The organism is Vibrio sp. 10N.222.47.A9 (assembly GCF_963872585.1).
GTDB lineage: Bacteria > Pseudomonadota > Gammaproteobacteria > Enterobacterales > Vibrionaceae > Vibrio > Vibrio splendidus.
The window spans coordinates 158,296-176,884 of sequence record NZ_CAWNBB010000022.1; the positions used below are offsets into that span (position 1 = coordinate 158,296).

Consider the following 18,589-nt stretch of genomic DNA (forward strand, 5'->3'; position numbering starts at 1 on the left):
TCAGGATTCAATATGAGTAATAGCCTCACGCTGTCATCTTTACTTTCTCCTTGGGGAGACTTTGGTTCACCTGAACTGGAGTCTATTGCTGTTGAGCAATTGGAGCTAGATAGCCGAGCCATCAAGGAAGGTGATATTTTTGTTGCCGTAGTCGGACATGCTGTTGATGGCCGTCGTTTTATCGACAAAGCGGTCGCACTGGGAACTCATGCTGTTATTGCACAGGCCGATGCTGAAAAGCCTCATGGTCTGATTGAATGGTTGGATACTGTCCCTGTTATTTACATTAACAACCTTAACTTGGTGCTATCTGAGTTAGCTGGTCGTGTTTACTCGTCTCAAGCGACTAAGTTGATTGGTGTTACCGGCACCAATGGCAAAACCACCATCACCCAGCTGATTGCTCAATGGCTTGATCTCGTCGGTCAACGCTCAGCGGTAATGGGCACGACAGGTAATGGTTTCTTAGACAATCTAAAAACCGCAGCGAACACCACAGGCAGTGCCATCGAAATACAGCGCACACTGAGTGAGTTAGCTGCAGAAAAAGCGGTTTATACCGCAATGGAAATATCTTCTCATGGTTTGGTGCAAGGTCGAGTAAAGGCTTTGGACTTTGAGGTTGGTGTATTTACTAACTTGAGTCGTGATCATCTTGATTACCATGGCACGATGGAAGAGTACGCTCTGGCTAAGAAGAGCTTGTTTACTCAACACAAATGCAAGCACGCAGTGATCAATGTGGATGACGAAGTAGGTAAAGCTTGGATGCCGGATTTATCCAATGCCATTGCAGTCTCACTGTTACCGCTAACGGGCTATCAACAGTCGGTGTGGGCGTCTGATGTCGCTTATGCAGAAACTGGTATCAAGCTCTCTTTCGATGGTAGTTGGGGACAAGGGAAGCTTTCTGTTCCACTGATTGGTCAGTTCAACGCATCAAACGTACTGGTTGCTTTTGCTACTTTGCTTTCTTTGGGTATCGAAAAGCAAATCTTGGTCGACACTGCGCCTCAGCTTCAACCTGTGATTGGCCGAATGGAGCTTTTCCAAGTTCCCAACAAAGCAAAAGTAGTTGTCGATTATGCTCATACGCCCGATGCGCTAGAGAAAGCATTGGCAGCACTGCGCGTGCATTGCTCCGGTAAACTGTGGGCAATCTTTGGTTGTGGTGGAGATCGCGACACTGGTAAGCGCCCAATGATGTCTGCGACCGCAGAGCAGTTCGCCGATAAAATCATTATTTCAGATGATAACCCTCGTAGCGAAGAACCAGCACTGATAGTCAAAGACATGCTGGCTGGCTTAAGTAAACCTGAAGCTGCGTTTGTCGAACACGATCGCTATCAAGCCGTTAAGTTTGCGCTTGAGCAGGCAGGCAGCGATGACAGTATTCTTCTGGCTGGTAAAGGCCATGAGGATTACCAAGTATTGAAAGATAAAACGGTACATTACTCAGACCGAGAGTCTGCGCTTCAACTTTTAGGTATTTCATAATGATTGATGTATCACTTGAGCAAATCTGCTCCGTGGTCAGTGGTGAGCTGATTAAAGCGGGCAACTCGAACAATAACGTAATCAATGCAGTTTCAACGGATACTCGTACCGTTGAAGAAGGCGCCTTGTTTGTCGCTATCGTTGGAGAGCGTTTCGACGCGCATGACTTTTGCCATCAAGCCGTTGAAGCAAACGCGAGCGCGTTGTTAGTCGAACGAAAACTTGACCTAAATATTACTCAAGTTGTTGTCGAAGACACTAAACTTGCTTTAGGTGAACTAAGTGCTTGGATTCACAAACAATGTGACGTGCCAACGATGGCGATTACAGGTAGCTGTGGCAAAACGACCGTTAAAGAGATGGTGGCGAGCATTTTACAGCAACGTGGCAAGGTGCTGTTTACGGCGGGTAACTTCAATAATGATATTGGTGTGCCTTTGACCTTGTTACGCAGTGAATCAAGTGATGACTATGCTGTGATCGAATTAGGCGCTAACCATATTGGTGAAATTGCCCACACCACTCAGCTAGTGAAGCCACAAGTTGCCTTAGTTAATAATGTAGCCGCGGCTCATTTAGAAGGCTTTGGTTCTATTGATGGTGTGAAACAAGCGAAAGGTGAAATTTTTCAGGGGCTTGCTGCTGGTGATACTGCTATTGTTAATTTAGAGAGCAACGGTGGTGATTTTTGGAATGAAGTACTTGCGGATAAAGCGGTGCTGACATTTTCTGAAGGTAGTCGTGAAGCCGATTATTTTGCTGAAAATATCGAAATCAACGACCAAGGTGAAGCTTGCTTTGATATGCAAACACCACAAGGTGCTACGGCTGTTGAACTTGGTATTATTGGTCAGCATAACGTGGCGAACGCGTTGGCGGCTGCAGCGTTGAGCATTCAATTTGGCGCAACGCTTGATGAAATAAAAAGTGGTTTAGCGAATCTTATCTCGGTTAAAGGACGAGTTGAGGTTCAACAATTAAGTCAGAATATCAAGCTGATAGATGACAGTTATAACGCCAGCGTACCCGCGATGAAGGCGGCAGCCAAACTGCTGTCGAGCTTCAAAGGTCAACGTTGGTTGATTTTAGGCAATATGGCTGAATTAGGCGACGAAAGTCTTGCACTTCACCGTCAAGTCGGTGAATATGCTGCCCCATTCGCTTTTGAGCATGTACTCACTTACGGTGATGATACCAAGGTGATTAGTGAGGTCTGTAACGGTACCCACTTTGCAACGCATCAAGCGATGATCGCGCACATAGAGCAGCACTTACGCTTGCCAGAAAACGCGTCACATACCTTGTTGGTAAAAGGCGCGAATAGTGCAGGAATGAGTAAAATAGCCGCTGCTTTAAAGGAGAACTTTTCATGATAATTTGGCTTGCAGAGCTACTACAGCCACACCTTTCTTTTTTCCGTTTGTTCGAATACCTATCGTTTCGTGCAATCGCGAGTATTTTGACGGCTTTATGTCTGTCGCTGTGGATGGGACCTCGTTTAATTGAGCGTCTGCAAATGCTACAAATTGGCCAAGTTGTTCGTAATGACGGCCCTGAATCTCACTTTAGCAAACGTGGTACACCAACCATGGGTGGCGTGATGATCCTAGCTGCGATCATTATTACGGTATTGATGTGGGCTGATCTTTCCAATCCTTATGTTTGGGCTGTATTAGTTGTACTTGCTGGTTATGGCGCGGTCGGTTTTGTTGATGACTACCGTAAAGTGGTTCGTAAGAACACCGATGGCTTGATTGCTCGCTGGAAGTACTTCTGGCAATCGGCTATTGCATTGGTTGTGGCATTTGCTCTGTATGCTCACGGGCACGATACTGCAGCAACTCAATTGGTGGTTCCTTTCTTTAAAGATGTGATGCCACAATTAGGTTTATTGTACATCGTACTGACTTATTTTGTTATTGTGGGTACCAGTAACGCGGTGAACCTAACAGACGGCCTAGACGGCTTGGCCATTATGCCAACGGTTATGGTTGCTGCTGGTTTTGCTGTGATTGCTTGGGCAACAGGTAACGTTAACTTTGCAGCATATCTACACATTCCATACATCCCATACACTTCTGAGCTTGTGGTTGTATGTACTGCTATCGTCGGTGCTGGACTTGGCTTTCTATGGTTCAACACTTACCCAGCGCAAGTATTCATGGGCGATGTTGGCTCACTAGCGCTTGGTGGTGCACTGGGTGTGATCGCGGTGTTAGTTCGCCAAGAGTTGGTACTGGTTATCATGGGCGGTGTGTTTGTAATGGAGACCTTGTCAGTTATTCTGCAGGTGGGCTCTTACAAATTGCGTGGTCAGCGTATTTTCCGTATGGCTCCGATTCACCACCACTATGAACTGAAAGGTTGGCCAGAGCCGCGCGTAATCGTGCGCTTTTGGATCATCTCAATGGTATTAGTACTGGTTGGCCTAGCGACACTGAAAGTTCGTTAATCTTATGTGAGCCTCTGATTAGAGGCTCTTTAAAACTATTAAGAGCATCTTGTTTAAATGGAACGTTGGCAAAATATTCAAAATGTAGTGGTTGTGGGGCTCGGTATTACCGGGCTCTCTGTCGTTAAACATCTCGTAAAATATCATACTCATGTGAAGGTGATTGATACTCGAGAGCTACCACCAGGAAAGGAATCTTTACCTGAATCGGTAGAACTGCATTCTGGAAGTTGGAATAGCCAATGGTTAGCGGAAGCTGATTTGGTGATTGCTAACCCAGGTATCGCCTTAGCGACGCCTGAAATACAAGATGTTATTCAAGCAGGAACTCCGGTTGTTGGCGATATTGAACTGTTTGGCTGGGCGGTAGACAAACCTGTTGTGGCTATCACAGGTTCCAATGGTAAGAGCACAGTGACCGATCTAACGGGTGTACTTGCAAAGGCTGCTGGTCTTAACGTTGGTGTTGGTGGCAACATCGGTATTCCTGCCTTAGACCTTCTTGAGCTTGATGCTGATTTATATGTCCTTGAGCTTTCAAGCTTTCAGCTAGAGACAACATCCAGTCTAAACCTTGCAGCGGCGGCCTTTTTGAACTTGTCAGAAGATCATATGGATCGCTATCAAGGCATGGCCGATTACCGTGACGCCAAATTAAGAATTTTTAACAACGCTCAGTACGCGATTGTAAACCGCGAAGACAAAGAGACTTATCCTGACCACAGTATGCCATTAGTGACATTCGGACTCGACGACCAAGAGTTTGGTGTGGCGACGATTGATGGTACTGAATGGCTGGTGGATAACAGCAAGCCAGTACTTCCTACTCAAGATTTAACATTGGTTGGACGTCACAATGTGGCAAATGCGCTAGTCTCGCTAGCACTGCTTAAACAAGTCGGTATTGATTACAGCAAAAGCCTTGAAGCTCTGAAGGCCTACAATGGTTTAACGCATCGTTGCCAAGTGGTGGCTGATAAGCGTTCTATTAAGTGGGTTAACGACTCGAAAGCAACCAACGTAGCCAGTACATTAGCGGCTCTGTCGGGCTTAGAATATCAAGGCACCTTGTATCTTCTGGTTGGTGGTGTAGGTAAGGGCGCTGATTTTAGTGAGCTTGAACCTGTGTTGTCACAGCTAGAGCGTGTTCAACTGTGTTGCTTCGGTGAAGATGCCGCGCAATTTATGCCATTGCATCCATCGGCTAAGACGTTTGATACCATGCGTGACATTATCGAGAGTGTCTCGAAGCAGTTAGTTGCCGGTGATATGGTGATGTTGTCTCCAGCGTGTGCGAGCTTCGATCAATTTAATAACTTCATGGCGAGAGGTGATGCGTTCACTGACCTTGCCCATGAGTATGCCTAACGTGTTGAAGGACTAACATTCAGTGCAAAGAGTGAAAGAGATTAATCAATCCATTTGGCAATGGCTAAACCGTGCCACACCAGAGGCGCTCTACGATCGTCAGCTGGTATGGATTGCTCTTGGACTGATGCTGACCGGATTGGTGATGGTAACGTCTGCTTCGTTCCCAATCAGTGCTCGTTTAACTGATCAGCCGTTTCACTTTATGTTCCGCCATGCCATTTTCCTTGTGTTGGCGTTAATCGTATCCAGCGTCATATTGCAAATTCCAATGAAACGTTGGTTTCAATACAGTATGTACTTATTGGGTTTATCCTTCTTTTTGCTGGTCGTGGTATTGGCTGTCGGTAAGTCGGTTAACGGTGCATCGCGCTGGATCCCTCTTGGATTATTTAACTTACAACCCGCTGAAGTCGCTAAGTTGTCGCTGTTTATCTTTATGGCGGGTTATTTAGTTCGTAAACAAGACGAAGTGAGAAAAACCTTCTTCGGTGGCTTTGGTAAACCGATCATGGTATTCGGTGCTTTTGCTGTGTTACTACTTGGCCAGCCCGATTTAGGTACAGTAGTTGTAATGCTGGTGACCTTATTTGGCATGCTATTTATCGCGGGCGCCAAGCTTTCACAGTTTATTGCCTTGATGGTCGCGGGTATTGCTGCAGTCGTCGGCTTGATTGTTATTGAGCCCTATCGTGTTCGACGTGTTACCTCATTTTGGGAACCGTGGAATGACCCGTTTGGCAGTGGCTACCAGTTAACTCAATCGCTAATGGCATTTGGTCGTGGTGATTGGATGGGGCAAGGCCTTGGAAACTCGGTTCAGAAGTTAGAATATTTACCAGAAGCACATACCGATTTTGTGTTTGCGGTATTGGCTGAAGAGTTGGGTTTTGTTGGCGTGACCTTAGTGCTGGTCCTTATTTTTAGTTTGGTGCTTAAAGCCATTTTAATTGGCAAAAAAGCCTTCGAGAACGACCAGTTATTCAGTGGTTATCTTGCCTTTGGTATTGGTATTTGGTTTGCTTTTCAGACGCTTGTTAACGTAGGTGCTGCATCGGGTATTGTTCCGACCAAAGGTCTAACCCTGCCGCTTATCAGTTACGGTGGTTCAAGCCTTATCGTCATGTCAGTCGCGGTTTCTATGCTGCTGCGTATCGATCACGAATGCCGAATGCAACAAAAAGAACAAGCCGACAATCAAAACGAATTAGTAGAATAAGAATCTAACGTGATGAAACAAAACAAAAAACTTTTAGTGATGGCTGGTGGAACTGGCGGTCATGTTTTCCCAGGGTTAGCGGTGGCGAAAAAGCTTCAGCAACAAGGTTGGGAAATTCGCTGGTTAGGAACCGCAGACAGAATGGAGGCGGATCTGGTACCAAAGCATGGTATTGAGATCGACTTCATTAAGGTGAAAGGCCTGCGTGGTCAAGGCATTAGCAAGCTAATTAAAGCGCCATTCCAGATTATTAATGCCATACTTCAAGCAAGACAGCACATCAAAGCATGGCAACCAGATGTGGTGCTTGGAATGGGTGGTTACGTGAGTGGCCCCGGTGGCATCGCGGCATGGTTATCCGGTATTCCTGTAGTTTTGCATGAACAAAATGCAGTGGCAGGTTTAACCAACCAATGGCTATCTAAAATTGCTAAAAAAGTATTCCAAGCTTTCCCTGGTGCTTTTCCAACGGCTGACGTTGTTGGTAACCCTGTGCGTGAAGATGTTGTTGGCTTAGCTGAACCCGAGCAACGCATGGCAGAGCGTGACGGCGATATTCGTATCCTAGTTATGGGTGGCAGCCAAGGTGCTAAAATTCTTAACGATACTCTGCCTGTGACTTTGGCTCAGTTAGGCGCTGGTTTTACTGTGATGCACCAAGCCGGTAAAAACAATCAACAGCAAGTGATTGAACAATACAAATCACATTCTGTAGATAATGTTCAAGTGACTGAATTTATTGATGATGTGGCGCAAGCTTATGAGTGGGCAGATCTATTAGTGTGTCGCTCAGGTGCATTAACCGTATCAGAAGTGTCTGCAGCCGGTGTGGGTTCTATCTTCGTTCCGTTTATGCATAAAGACAGACAGCAAGCGTTGAATGCCGATCACCTAGTTGAATGTGGCGCAGCGTTAATGATTGAACAGCCTCAACTAACGGCTGATAAGCTAGCGAACACGATTGCTCAGCTTGATAGAAATGAATTAAAAATGATGGCAACAAAAGCTCGTCAAGCAGCCAAGCTTGATGCTGATGTGACCGTCGCTGAAGCGATTAAAGCTTTAGCAAAATAATGAGATTGAATTGATGACGATTGAACATACCCAAGACTTAGCGCAAATCCGTGCAATGGTGCCAGAGATGCGCCGTGTTAAATCTATCCACTTCATCGGTATTGGTGGCGCAGGAATGAGCGGGATTGCTGAAGTCTTGCTTAATGAAGGCTACCAGATCACGGGTTCTGATATTGCTCAAAACCCAGTGACCGATCGTTTAGTTAGCAAGGGTGCTACCGTTTACATCGGCCACCAAGCAAGTAACGTTGCTGATGCAAGTGTGGTGGTGGTTTCAACCGCTATCAACGAAGAAAACCCAGAGATTATTGCTGCTCGTGAAGCGCGTACACCTATCGTTCGTCGTGCAGAAATGCTGGCTGAGCTGATGCGTTTTCGTCATGGCATTGCTGTGGCAGGTACGCACGGTAAAACCACTACGACCGCGCTAGTGACACAAATATATTCGGAAGCGGGTTTAGATCCAACTTTCGTAAACGGTGGTTTGGTAAAAAGTGTTGGTACCAATGCTCGCTTAGGTTCGAGTCGTATTCTTATCGCTGAAGCCGATGAAAGTGACGCGTCATTCTTACACCTGCAACCAATGGTTAGTATTGTGACTAACATTGAAGCGGATCATATGGATACCTACGGCGGCGATTTTGAAACGCTAAAGCAGACGTTTATTGATTTCTTACACAATCTGCCATTCTACGGTCAGGCTGTGATGTGTGTTGATGATCCGGTAGTACGTGAGCTTATTCCTCAGGTTAGCCGTCAAGTGATTACCTACGGCTTCTCAGAAGACGCTGATATCCGCATTGAAAACTATGTACAACAAGGTCAGCAAGGCAAGTTTACGGTTGTTCGCAAAGGTAAAGCCAATCTCGATATTACGTTGAACATTCCCGGTCGCCATAACGCACTGAACGCATCTGCGGCGATTGCGGTTGCGACGGAAGATGACATCAGCGATGAAGCGATTCTAAAAGCGATGGCTGGAACGGAAGGCACTGGCCGTCGTTTCGATCACCTTGGTGAATATGAAACGGGTAAGGGTGTTGCAATGCTGGTCGATGATTACGGCCATCACCCAACCGAAGTTGATGTCACCATTCAAGCTGCACGAAGTGGTTGGACTGATAAACGTCTTGTGATGATCTTCCAACCGCACCGTTATAGCCGCACTCGCGATCTGTATGATGACTTCGCGAACGTTCTTGAGCAGGTTGATGTGCTTATTCTGTTAGATGTTTATTCTGCAGGTGAGAAACCTATTGCAGGGGCTGACGGACGCTCGTTAAGTCGAACTATTCGTGGGCGTGGTAAGATTGATCCAATCTTTGTTGCTGATATCAACACGCTGCCGTCGGTTTTAGCCAACGTTATTCAAGGCGGAGACCTTGTTTTAACACAGGGTGCTGGTGATGTTGGTCGTGTAGCGAAGCAACTTGAATCGCTACAATTAGACATTAATAAGATGCAAAACGCGTAACAGAATACTGTATACAGACTGTGGTTGATCGCTCACTTCTTGCGATTGACCTAAAATTGACCAAAAATCTTATTATCAACGTTTGATAGTTTGATTTTGCTCAGTATAATTCATAGGTTAAAGTAAGTGCTTTTACCTCTATTACGAAGATAGGGAATAGAATTGCGAACCAACGACAGGGAATGCGGGCTTTGGTAGAAAGTACTTTTAGCGAAAACCGCCACCTATTCAGTTTACCATCGCTAAAGAAACACGCTGTAGGCGGGTCTTTTTTTGTCATGGTACTGCTATTCATTGGATTTCTTTTCTATACCACACTGACTTGGATGTGGGACGATCAGCGATTGCCTCTCTCCAAAATAGTACTTCAAGGCGACTTAACTTACGTAACTGCTGGTGATGTTCAACATGCCTTTGGCGAGCTAGAGCATATTGGAACGTTCATGTCGCAAGACATCGGTGTGTTGCAAGACAGTTTAGAAGCGTTACCTTGGGTTTCAGTGGTGTCCATTCGTAAGCAGTGGCCAGACACAATAAAAGTATTTTTGACTGAATATCATGCAGCAGCAATCTGGAACGGTAACATGCTGTTGAATGACAATGGTCAGGTGTTTAATGGTGATATCGGTCTTTTGAAGGGCGATAGAGTCAAGCTTTACGGCCCAGACGGCACCAGCCAAAAAGTGATAGAAAAGTGGCGACAAATAACTCCTTTGATTAACAATCTAGGGTTAACCGTTACCTCGCTCGTTCTCAATGAGCGTCGCGCTTGGCAAATAATCCTAGATAACGGTATCCGTTTAGAACTAGGTAAAGATTCTTTAGATGAGCGTGTTGAACGCTTCATTTCGCTTTACAACGAACTTGGTAGTAAAGCGAATCAAGTGAGCTACATCGACCTCAGGTATGATACGGGAGCCGCTGTAGGCTGGTTTCCAGAGCAAGAGTTAGAAGAGAGCACAGATGACTAAGACCGCAGATGACAACATAATCGTTGGTCTTGATATAGGCACTGCGACCATATCAGCTCTAGTTGGTGAAATATTGCCTGATGGTCAAATCAATATCATTGGTTCAGGGCAAAGCCCATCCAGAGGTATGGATAAAGGTGGTGTAAACGACCTAGAGTCGGTAGTGAAGTCAGTTCAGCGAGCCATTGATCAAGCAGAGTTGATGGCGGAATGCCAAATCAGCAATGTGTTTATCTCGCTATCGGGCAAACATATCGCAAGCCGAATTGAAAAAGGCATGGGCACTATTTCTGATGAAGAGGTGTCTCAAGACGATATGGATCGAGCGATCCATACCGCGAAATCAATTAAAATAGGTGATGAGCAGAGAATTCTGCACGTGATTCCACAAGAATTTACCATCGATTATCAAGAGGGGATCAAGAATCCACTTGGTTTATCTGGTGTTCGAATGGAAGTCAGTGTTCATCTCATTTCTTGCCACAGCGACATGGCGAGAAACATTATTAAAGCTGTTGAACGATGTGGTCTCACTGTAGAACAAATCGTGTTTTCAGGACTTGCCTCAAGCAATGCGGTAATTACTGACGACGAGAGAGAGCTTGGAGTATGTGTTGTTGATATTGGTGCTGGTACGATGGATATTTCCATTTGGACTGGCGGCGCATTGCGACACACAGAAGTCTTTTCCTACGCAGGAAATGCAGTAACCAGTGATATTGCCTTCGCTTTCGGCACGCCAGTGAGCGATGCTGAAGAGATAAAAGTAAACCACGGTTGCGCTCTGAGTGAACTCGTAAGCAAGGATGATTCTGTTAACGTCCCTAGTGTAGGTGGCCGTCCATCGAGAAGTTTGCAAAGACAAACTTTGTCGGAAGTGATTGAACCACGTTACACTGAACTTATGGGTCTCGTTAACCAAACTATTGATACGGTTCAATTACAGCTACGAGATGAAGGTATTAAACACCACCTTGCAGCTGGCGTCGTTCTCACTGGTGGAGCGGCACAAATTGACGGATTGGTAGAGTGTGCGGAACGTGTTTTCCGCAATCAAGTTCGAGTTGGTAAGCCGTTAGAAGTTAGTGGCTTAACTGACTATGTTAAAGAGCCGTATCATTCTACGGCGGTTGGTTTACTTCATTACGCAAGAGATTGTCAGATAAGTGATGAGGGTGATTACAGCGAACCTAAGCGTTCAGCACCTTCTATGTCAGGCTTGTTTGGTAAATTGCGTAATTGGATACAAAAAGAGTTTTAACCTGAGTTGCAGGAAAAAACGGAGATAACACATGTTTGAACCGATGATGGAAATGTCTGACGATGCAGTAATTAAAGTCGTTGGAGTTGGTGGCGGTGGCGGTAATGCTGTTGAGCACATGGTACGTGAATCGATCGAAGGCGTAGAGTTCATCAGTGTTAATACTGATGCACAAGCCCTTCGTAAAACGAGCGTGAGCAGCGTGATCCAAATTGGTGGTGATATCACTAAAGGTTTGGGCGCTGGTGCAAATCCACAAGTAGGCCGTGATGCAGCTCTCGAAGATCGAGAAAGAATTAAAGAAGTTCTAACTGGCGCCGATATGGTATTTATCGCAGCTGGTATGGGCGGTGGTACAGGTACAGGTGCTGCTCCAGTTATTGCTGAAGTTGCGAAAGAGCTGGGTGTGCTAACGGTTGCTGTTGTAACTAAGCCATTTAGCTTTGAAGGCAAAAAGCGTTTAGCGTTTGCTGAGCAAGGTATCGAAGAGCTTTCTAAACATGTGGATTCTTTAATTACGATTCCAAATGAAAAGCTACTTAAAGTGCTTGGCCGTGGCGTAACACTGCTAGAAGCTTTCGCAAGTGCAAATGATGTACTTAAAAACGCTGTACAAGGTATCGCTGAGCTAATTACTCGCCCTGGTATGATTAACGTCGATTTCGCGGATGTTCGCACTGTGATGTCGGAAATGGGTCATGCAATGATGGGTAGTGGTATCGCAAAAGGTGAAGACCGTGCTGAAGAAGCTGCTGAAACGGCAATTTCTAGCCCATTACTAGAAGACATCGACCTAGCTGGCGCGCGTGGCGTTCTTGTGAACATCACTGCAGGCCTAGATATGCGTTTAGATGAATTCGAAACTGTGGGTAATACAGTTAAGGCATTCGCTTCTGATAACGCAACGGTTGTTATTGGTACCTCTCTAGATCCTGATATGACGGATGAAATCCGTGTAACTGTTGTTGCAACAGGTATCGGCACAGAGAAAAAACCAGACATTACTCTAGTTGCTGGTGGTAAAGCAAAAGTAGCGTCAACGCCTCAACCTCAAGTTGCTGTTCAAACAGCAGCAAAAGTGGAAGAGAAAGTGGCACAACCATTGCAGGAAAAAACTGAGGTAAAACCTCAAGTTAAACCACAGCCAACAACGTCACCTGTTTCTTCGGGTACAGGCGCTAGCCAGAGTGCAGCACCTAAAGCTGAGAAAGAGAGCGGATATTTAGATATTCCAGCATTTTTACGACGTCAGGCTGATTAACAAATACCCAAAATTTGACTATCGTCGAATTAATGGTAAAATTCGCGGTTGGTAAATACTGACCGTGATTTGTAGCACTGATAACGAGGCAAGCAGATGATCAGACAACGTACTCTGAAAGAAATTGTGAAAACAACTGGTGTGGGTCTCCACTCTGGTCGTAAAGTCACACTTACTCTTCGCCCGGCAGCTGCAAATACAGGTATTGTTTATCGTCGTACAGATGTCAATCCACCTGTAGATTTCCCAGCTGATCCAGCATCAGTTCGTGACACTATGTTATGTACTGCTCTTGTTAATGACGAAGGCATACGTATCTCTACAGTGGAACACCTTAACGCAGCTCTAGCTGGAATGGGTATCGACAACATTATTGTTGAAGTCGATGCTCCAGAAATTCCAATTATGGATGGTAGCGCAAGCCCATTCGTATACTTGCTACAGCAAGCGGGTGTAGAAACACTGAATGCAGCGAAACGTTTTATTCGAATCAAAAAGCCTATCCGTTTTGAAGATGGCGATAAGTGGGCAGAGTTTGTTCCATTTAACGGCTTCCGTATGGACTTTGAGATCGACTTTAACCACCCTGCAATTGAATCCGATGAGCAACGTTTGTTGTTTGATTTCTCATCACAAGGTTTTGTGAAGCAGATTTCTCGCGCTCGTACTTTCGGTTTCATGCGCGATATTGAGTACCTTCAGTCTCAAAACCTAGTACTTGGCGGTAGCTTTGATAATGCTATCGTACTGGACGAATACCGAATTCTTAATGAAGAAGGCCTTCGTTTTGACAATGAGTTTGTAACTCATAAAGTATTGGATGCGATTGGTGACCTTTACATGTGTGGACACGCTATTATTGGTGAGTTCCGTGCATACAAATCAGGTCACGGCCTAAATAACCAACTTTTACGCGCAGTTCTTGCTGACGCCGAAGCTTGGGAATGGGCAACATTCGAAGAAGAAGCTGGCTCTCCAGTTGCTTTCGCAGAACCGGGTATGGTTCTAGCGTAATTGTTGTTTACAACAATATAAGATTTCAAAAACCAGGCCATTGGCCTGGTTTTTTTGTATCTATTTTCCAGATACAGTGTCGTTAACCTCCGGAAATTGCTGGCTAATGGGCTGCTGTCTGCTTAATCCATCAGCAATTAGAAAGAAAAGTTCCAAGCACATCAAACAAATGGTGTTCTAAATGGTCGTTAGTGTGAAAATTACTTACACTAAAGGGCATTAATTTTAACTCAAGCCTTGAAAACTCTACTCTCAAGTACAATATCAAAGATACTAGATTTATCTCAGTATCCTTGGTTAGTAACTGAAGACTAGTTCATAGCTAGTAGAGACTGACGGCATTTAAAATAGATCGCGGACGATCTGAGAACGAAGAGATTCCAAGCACATGATTACTAAGCTGCTGACAAAGGTAATTGGCAGTCGCAATGACAGAACACTGCGCCGCCTTAGAAAAATTGTAAAAGAAATTAATAACTACGAACCAACGTTTGAAGCACTTTCTGATGAAGAGCTAAAAGCAAAAACGGTTGAGTTTCGTGAGCGCTTAGATAAAGGTGAATCGTTAGATCAACTTCTACCTGAAGCTTTCGCTACGGTACGTGAAGCGTCTAAGCGTGTTTACGGCATGCGTCACTTTGACGTGCAAATGATTGGTGGCATGGTTCTAAATGCTGGCCAAATTGCAGAGATGCGTACTGGTGAAGGTAAGACACTTACCGCAACCCTACCAGCTTATCTAAACGCGCTACCAAGCAAAGGTGTTCACGTAATAACGGTGAACGATTACCTAGCGAAGCGTGATGCGGAAACAAACCGTCCATTATTTGAATTCCTTGGCATGACGGTTGGCGTGAATGTGGCAAACATGGCTCCGCCAGAGAAAAAAGAAGCGTACCAAGCTGACATCCTATACGGAACAAACAACGAGTTTGGTTTTGATTACCTTCGTGACAACATGGCTTTCCGTGCTGAAGACCGAGTTCAACGTGAGCGCTTCTTCGCTGTAGTCGATGAGGTTGACTCAATCTTAATTGATGAAGCTCGTACTCCGTTAATTATCTCTGGCCCAGCTGAAGATAGTTCTGACCTTTATACGCGCATTAACACTCTAATTCCTTCTCTAGAGCGTCAAGATAAAGAAGATTCAGAAGAGTACCGTGGTGAAGGTCACTACACCATGGACGAAAAATCAAAACAGGTTCACCTGACTGAAAACGGTCAAGAATTTGTAGAAGAACTAATGGTCAAAAACGGCTTGATGGAAGAGGGTGACACACTTTACTCTCCAACCAATATCAGCCTATTACACCATGTGAATGCTGCGCTTCGTGCACACGTATTGTTTGAGAAAAACGTCGACTACATCGTTACTGAAGAAGGCGAAGTGGTTATCGTTGATGAACATACTGGTCGTACTATGCCAGGTCGTCGTTGGTCTGAAGGTTTACACCAAGCTGTTGAAGCTAAAGAAGGTGTGAAGATTCAAAATGAAAACCAAACGCTAGCATCGATTACATTCCAGAACTTCTTCCGACTGTACGAAAAACTGTCAGGCATGACAGGTACTGCTGATACTGAAGCTTTCGAGTTCCAGTCTATCTACGGCCTAGAAACGGTGGTTATCCCAACCAACAAGCCTATGGTTCGTAACGATATGCCAGATGTGGTTTATCGTACTGAAGAAGACAAGTTCAATGCGATCATTGAAGACATCAAAGACCGTGTTGCGGCTGGTCAGCCATCACTGGTTGGTACGGTTTCTATCGAGAAATCTGAACTGCTGTCTAACGCACTGAAAAAAGCAAAAATTAAGCACAACGTACTAAATGCTAAGTTCCATGAGATGGAAGCTGAGATCGTTGCGCAAGCTGGTATGCCGAGTGCGGTAACTATCGCAACTAACATGGCAGGTCGTGGTACCGATATCGTGTTAGGTGGTAGCTGGCAGGCACAAATTGAGAAGCTAGATAATCCAACGAAAGAGCAGATCGACAAGATCAAAGCTGACTGGAGAGTTGTCCACGATACAGTTCTTGAGTCAGGTGGTCTGCACATCATTGGTACTGAGCGTCATGAATCTCGCCGTATCGATAACCAGCTACGTGGTCGTTCTGGTCGTCAAGGTGATGCAGGTTCTTCTCGTTTCTACCTATCAATGGAAGACTCTCTACTACGTATCTTTACGTCTGATCGTATGGCTGGTCTTATCCAAAGTGGTATGGACGAAGGCGAAGCAATTGAATCTAAGATGTTATCTCGCTCAATTGAAAAAGCTCAACGTAAAGTGGAAGGTCGTAACTTCGACATCCGTAAGCAGCTTCTTGAGTACGATGATGTAGCCAATGACCAACGTAAGGTTGTTTATGAGCTACGTGATGAACTGATGAGTTCTGATGACATCAGCGAGATGATCGAACACAACCGTGAAGATGTACTGGCGTCAGTCATTGATGAATACATCGCTCCTCAATCTCTTGAAGACATGTGGGATATCGCGGGTCTGCAAGATCGTCTGAAGAATGACTTCGACCTAGACTTTGATATTCAAGGTTGGTTAGACGAAGACGACAAGCTTTATGAAGAAGCATTGCGTGAGCGTATTCTTGGTATGGCGGTAGATTCGTACAAACAGAAAGAAGAAGTGGTTGGTGCTCAAGTACTGCGTAACTTCGAGAAGTCTGTGATGCTACAAACGCTAGACGGTCTTTGGAAAGAGCACTTGGCTGCGATGGATCACCTTCGCCAAGGTATCCACTTACGTGGTTATGCTCAGAAGAACCCGAAACAAGAGTACAAGCGCGAGTCGTTTGAACTGTTTGAAGGCCTACTAGATGTACTGAAAACAGACGTTGTGACCATCCTTTCTAAAGTTCGCGTTCAGCAACAAGAAGAAGTTGAAAAGATGGAAGCTCAACGTCAAGCTCAAGCTGAACAAGCAGCGCGTCGTGCACAAGCACAACATGCAACGGCTGAAAACCAGCTAGCTGACGATGAAGCGGATGCGGCATCTCCACAAACGGTAGTACGCGATGAGCGTAAAGTGGGTCGTAACGAACCATGCCCATGTGGAAGCGGTAAAAAGTATAAGCAGTGTCACGGTAAAATTGACTAAGTTTGGTGAATCGTTGCTGTAACGGATGATTGCAGTGTCGGAGGTACTCACTTACTAACGTAAGCTCCGTGCCACCTCCTTGCACTCACCACGTCACAGCTTAGCTTCATAAAACTTATTGATATTAAAAAGAGTCGCTTAGGCGGCTCTTTTTGTATGTAAATAATAAGGTTTTGATAGCGTCATCCTCGAGAGTGAGGTACGAGCGAGTCGGGGATCTTTCGAACTAACAGAAGAGCAGATTCCCTATCTAATTCGTTCCTCATTGTAGGGAATGACGATGGGGACATGAAAGGAACACCATCAATGAAAAGAGTCCATATTGTAGCGGGCATTATCTTTAACCAAGATAAGTCACAGGTCTTTATCACTAAACGCCCAGACGACAAGCACAAAGGCGGTTTCTGGGAATTCCCTGGTGGTAAAGTAGAAGCGGGCGAAACCATTGAGCAGGCGATGGCTCGTGAACTTGATGAAGAGATTGGCATCAAGGTGACAGAGCAGTCTCTGTTTGAGCACCTTGAATTTGATTACAGTGACAAGTCGCTTAAGTTTGATTTCATTCTTGTGACTGATTTCGAGCAACAGCCTTATGGTAAAGAAGGGCAACAAGGTGAATGGGTCGATCTTGAATCATTGAGCCAATACGCATTCCCTGAAGCGAATTTGCCCATTTTAGAGCGAGTAATAAAAGAGTTTTCGTAATTGCTAGCCTGAGTTTGAGATTGTTGTTAGTTTAAAGAGATTAATCGAATGAACGTTGCTGCGACAGATGAGCAGTGACGGTAACCAAAACAATGGAGATATTCGCAGTGGTAAGAATTGCAATTGCAGGAGCAGCTGGCCGTATGGGTCGTAACTTGGTGAAAGCCGCTCACCAAAATTCAGAAGCAAGCGTTGGCGCTGGTTCAGAGCGCCCAGAGTCATCTTTGGTCGGTGTTGATGTTGGCGAGTTATGCGGTGAAGGCCGTTTTGATGTAGCTCTAGTCGATGACCTTTCGAAAGCGATTGAAGAGTTTGACGTGATCGTCGACTTTACCGCACCTGTGAGCACATTAGCGAATATTGAACTTTGTAAACGTCACGGAAAGAAGCTAATTATCGGTACGACAGGTTTCTCTGAAGAAGAGAAACAGGTGATTGATGCGGCGTCAAAAGAGATGCCTATCGTAATGGCTCCTAACTACAGCGTTGGTGTAAACCTAGTGTTCAAGCTGCTAGAAAAGGCCGCTAAAGTGATGGGCGATTATTGTGATGTTGAGATCGTTGAGGCTCACCATCGCCATAAAGTCGATGCGCCGTCAGGCACTGCGATTGGTATGGGCGAAGCGATTGCTGGTGCGATGGGCAATGATCTAAACGATGTCGCTGTATGGTCACGTGAAGGTATTACTGGCGAGCGTACCAAAGATGAGATCGGCTTTGCGACGATTCGTGCCGGTGACATCATTGGCGAGCATACCGCAATGTTTGCTGATATTGGTGAGCGCGTTGAAATTACCCATAAAGCAACGGATAGAATGACCTTTGCTAATGGTGCGATAAAGGCAGCTGTTTGGCTAAATGATAAGCCAGCAGGCTTTTATACCATGACGGATGTGCTTGGTTTGAATGACCTGTAAATAGATATTTATGCGCTGGCAATTGCCGGCGCTTTCTTTATTTGGTGGCTTTTCCTTAATAATCTCTCTTCTACAATCTTCCTTCTACTTTCTTCTTATCGCCATTTTCCCTCTATTTTTATGCTATTTATGCAGGCTTTAGTGTGTTTTTTGTTTTAGATCTTTAAATTATCATGTTTTCTCTTGGTATTTATCGATTGCGTTTTGTTGCTGATATTTTTGGCACTCTATGGTTAGCTAAAATGACGGGTGAAAATTAGA

At 45.1% G+C, this 18,589-nt stretch carries 14 protein-coding genes; all 14 read left to right on the forward strand.

The window, feature by feature from the left end; all coding sequences use genetic code 11:
* The first annotated feature begins 12 nt into the window (after positions 1–12).
* The 14 genes from murE to dapB all read left to right on the forward strand — a co-directional run bounded on the left by murE (position 13) and on the right by dapB (position 18,328).
* Complete coding sequence (gene murE, locus AACT19_RS05815; protein WP_076645694.1) at positions 13–1,497, forward strand: UDP-N-acetylmuramoyl-L-alanyl-D-glutamate--2,6-diaminopimelate ligase; 1,485 nt, start codon at positions 13–15, stop codon at positions 1,495–1,497.
* Complete coding sequence (locus tag AACT19_RS05820) at positions 1,497–2,870, forward strand: UDP-N-acetylmuramoyl-tripeptide--D-alanyl-D-alanine ligase (protein WP_076645696.1); 1,374 nt, start codon at positions 1,497–1,499, stop codon at positions 2,868–2,870. The genes murE and AACT19_RS05820 overlap by 1 nt, the downstream gene beginning before the upstream one ends.
* On the forward strand, positions 2,867–3,949 hold the full coding sequence (mraY, locus tag AACT19_RS05825; RefSeq protein WP_004735991.1) for a phospho-N-acetylmuramoyl-pentapeptide-transferase: 1,083 nt from the start codon (positions 2,867–2,869) through the stop codon (positions 3,947–3,949). The genes AACT19_RS05820 and mraY overlap by 4 nt, the downstream gene beginning before the upstream one ends.
* A gap of 57 nt (positions 3,950–4,006) precedes the next feature.
* A complete protein-coding gene (gene murD / locus AACT19_RS05830; RefSeq protein ID WP_076645698.1) occupies positions 4,007–5,317 on the forward strand; it encodes a UDP-N-acetylmuramoyl-L-alanine--D-glutamate ligase in 1,311 nt (436 codons plus the stop codon).
* Between the two features lie 22 nt (positions 5,318–5,339).
* Positions 5,340–6,536, forward strand: coding sequence for a cell division protein FtsW (gene ftsW, locus AACT19_RS05835; protein WP_017091317.1), 1,197 nt, complete (start codon positions 5,340–5,342; stop codon positions 6,534–6,536).
* A gap of 12 nt (positions 6,537–6,548) precedes the next feature.
* A complete protein-coding gene (gene murG / locus AACT19_RS05840) occupies positions 6,549–7,610 on the forward strand; it encodes an undecaprenyldiphospho-muramoylpentapeptide beta-N-acetylglucosaminyltransferase (protein ID WP_061024519.1) in 1,062 nt (353 codons plus the stop codon).
* 13 nt (positions 7,611–7,623) lie between these two features.
* Positions 7,624–9,084 (forward strand): UDP-N-acetylmuramate--L-alanine ligase, encoded by a 1,461-nt coding sequence (murC, locus tag AACT19_RS05845; protein ID WP_017084769.1) that lies wholly within the window; start codon positions 7,624–7,626, stop codon positions 9,082–9,084.
* Between the two features lie 278 nt (positions 9,085–9,362).
* Positions 9,363–10,055 carry a cell division protein FtsQ/DivIB gene (locus tag AACT19_RS05850; protein ID WP_004729846.1) on the forward strand — a complete coding sequence of 231 codons (693 nt, stop codon included), beginning with the start codon at positions 9,363–9,365 and terminating at the stop codon, positions 10,053–10,055.
* Complete coding sequence (ftsA, locus tag AACT19_RS05855) at positions 10,048–11,316, forward strand: cell division protein FtsA (protein WP_004729844.1); 1,269 nt, start codon at positions 10,048–10,050, stop codon at positions 11,314–11,316. Before AACT19_RS05850 ends, ftsA begins: the two co-directional genes overlap by 8 nt.
* Positions 11,317–11,347: 31 nt before the next feature.
* Positions 11,348–12,577 carry a cell division protein FtsZ gene (ftsZ, locus tag AACT19_RS05860; protein WP_061024523.1) on the forward strand — a complete coding sequence of 410 codons (1,230 nt, stop codon included), beginning with the start codon at positions 11,348–11,350 and terminating at the stop codon, positions 12,575–12,577.
* Between the two features lie 96 nt (positions 12,578–12,673).
* Entirely contained in the window at positions 12,674–13,591 is a 918-nt protein-coding gene (gene lpxC, locus AACT19_RS05865) for a UDP-3-O-acyl-N-acetylglucosamine deacetylase (protein WP_017080243.1), read from the forward strand.
* 388 nt (positions 13,592–13,979) lie between these two features.
* Positions 13,980–16,706 carry a preprotein translocase subunit SecA gene (gene secA / locus AACT19_RS05870; RefSeq protein ID WP_017077687.1) on the forward strand — a complete coding sequence of 909 codons (2,727 nt, stop codon included), beginning with the start codon at positions 13,980–13,982 and terminating at the stop codon, positions 16,704–16,706.
* 306 nt (positions 16,707–17,012) lie between these two features.
* Complete coding sequence (gene mutT, locus AACT19_RS05875; RefSeq protein ID WP_076645701.1) at positions 17,013–17,411, forward strand: 8-oxo-dGTP diphosphatase MutT; 399 nt, start codon at positions 17,013–17,015, stop codon at positions 17,409–17,411.
* Positions 17,412–17,503: 92 nt separating this feature from the next.
* Positions 17,504–18,328 (forward strand): 4-hydroxy-tetrahydrodipicolinate reductase, encoded by an 825-nt coding sequence (gene dapB / locus AACT19_RS05880; protein WP_004734972.1) that lies wholly within the window; start codon positions 17,504–17,506, stop codon positions 18,326–18,328.
* Positions 18,329–18,589: the final 261 nt, after the last annotated feature.

Bases quoted from the DNA above. Each gene is read 5' to 3' on its own strand.
- murE (WP_076645694.1), top strand. From the start codon at position 13: ATGAGTAATAGCCTCACGCTGTCATCTTTACTTTCTCCTTGGGGAGAC.
- AACT19_RS05820 (WP_076645696.1), top strand. From the start codon at position 1,497: ATGATTGATGTATCACTTGAGCAAATCTGCTCCGTGGTCAGTGGTGAG.
- mraY (WP_004735991.1), top strand. From the start codon at position 2,867: ATGATAATTTGGCTTGCAGAGCTACTACAGCCACACCTTTCTTTTTTC.
- murD (WP_076645698.1), top strand. From the start codon at position 4,007: ATGGAACGTTGGCAAAATATTCAAAATGTAGTGGTTGTGGGGCTCGGT.
- murG (WP_061024519.1), top strand. From the start codon at position 6,549: ATGAAACAAAACAAAAAACTTTTAGTGATGGCTGGTGGAACTGGCGGT.
- murC (WP_017084769.1), top strand. From the start codon at position 7,624: ATGACGATTGAACATACCCAAGACTTAGCGCAAATCCGTGCAATGGTG.
- AACT19_RS05850 (WP_004729846.1), top strand. From the start codon at position 9,363: ATGGTACTGCTATTCATTGGATTTCTTTTCTATACCACACTGACTTGG.
- ftsA (WP_004729844.1), top strand. From the start codon at position 10,048: ATGACTAAGACCGCAGATGACAACATAATCGTTGGTCTTGATATAGGC.
- ftsZ (WP_061024523.1), top strand. From the start codon at position 11,348: ATGTTTGAACCGATGATGGAAATGTCTGACGATGCAGTAATTAAAGTC.
- lpxC (WP_017080243.1), top strand. From the start codon at position 12,674: ATGATCAGACAACGTACTCTGAAAGAAATTGTGAAAACAACTGGTGTG.
- secA (WP_017077687.1), top strand. From the start codon at position 13,980: ATGATTACTAAGCTGCTGACAAAGGTAATTGGCAGTCGCAATGACAGA.
- mutT (WP_076645701.1), top strand. From the start codon at position 17,013: ATGAAAAGAGTCCATATTGTAGCGGGCATTATCTTTAACCAAGATAAG.
- dapB (WP_004734972.1), top strand. From the start codon at position 17,504: ATGGAGATATTCGCAGTGGTAAGAATTGCAATTGCAGGAGCAGCTGGC.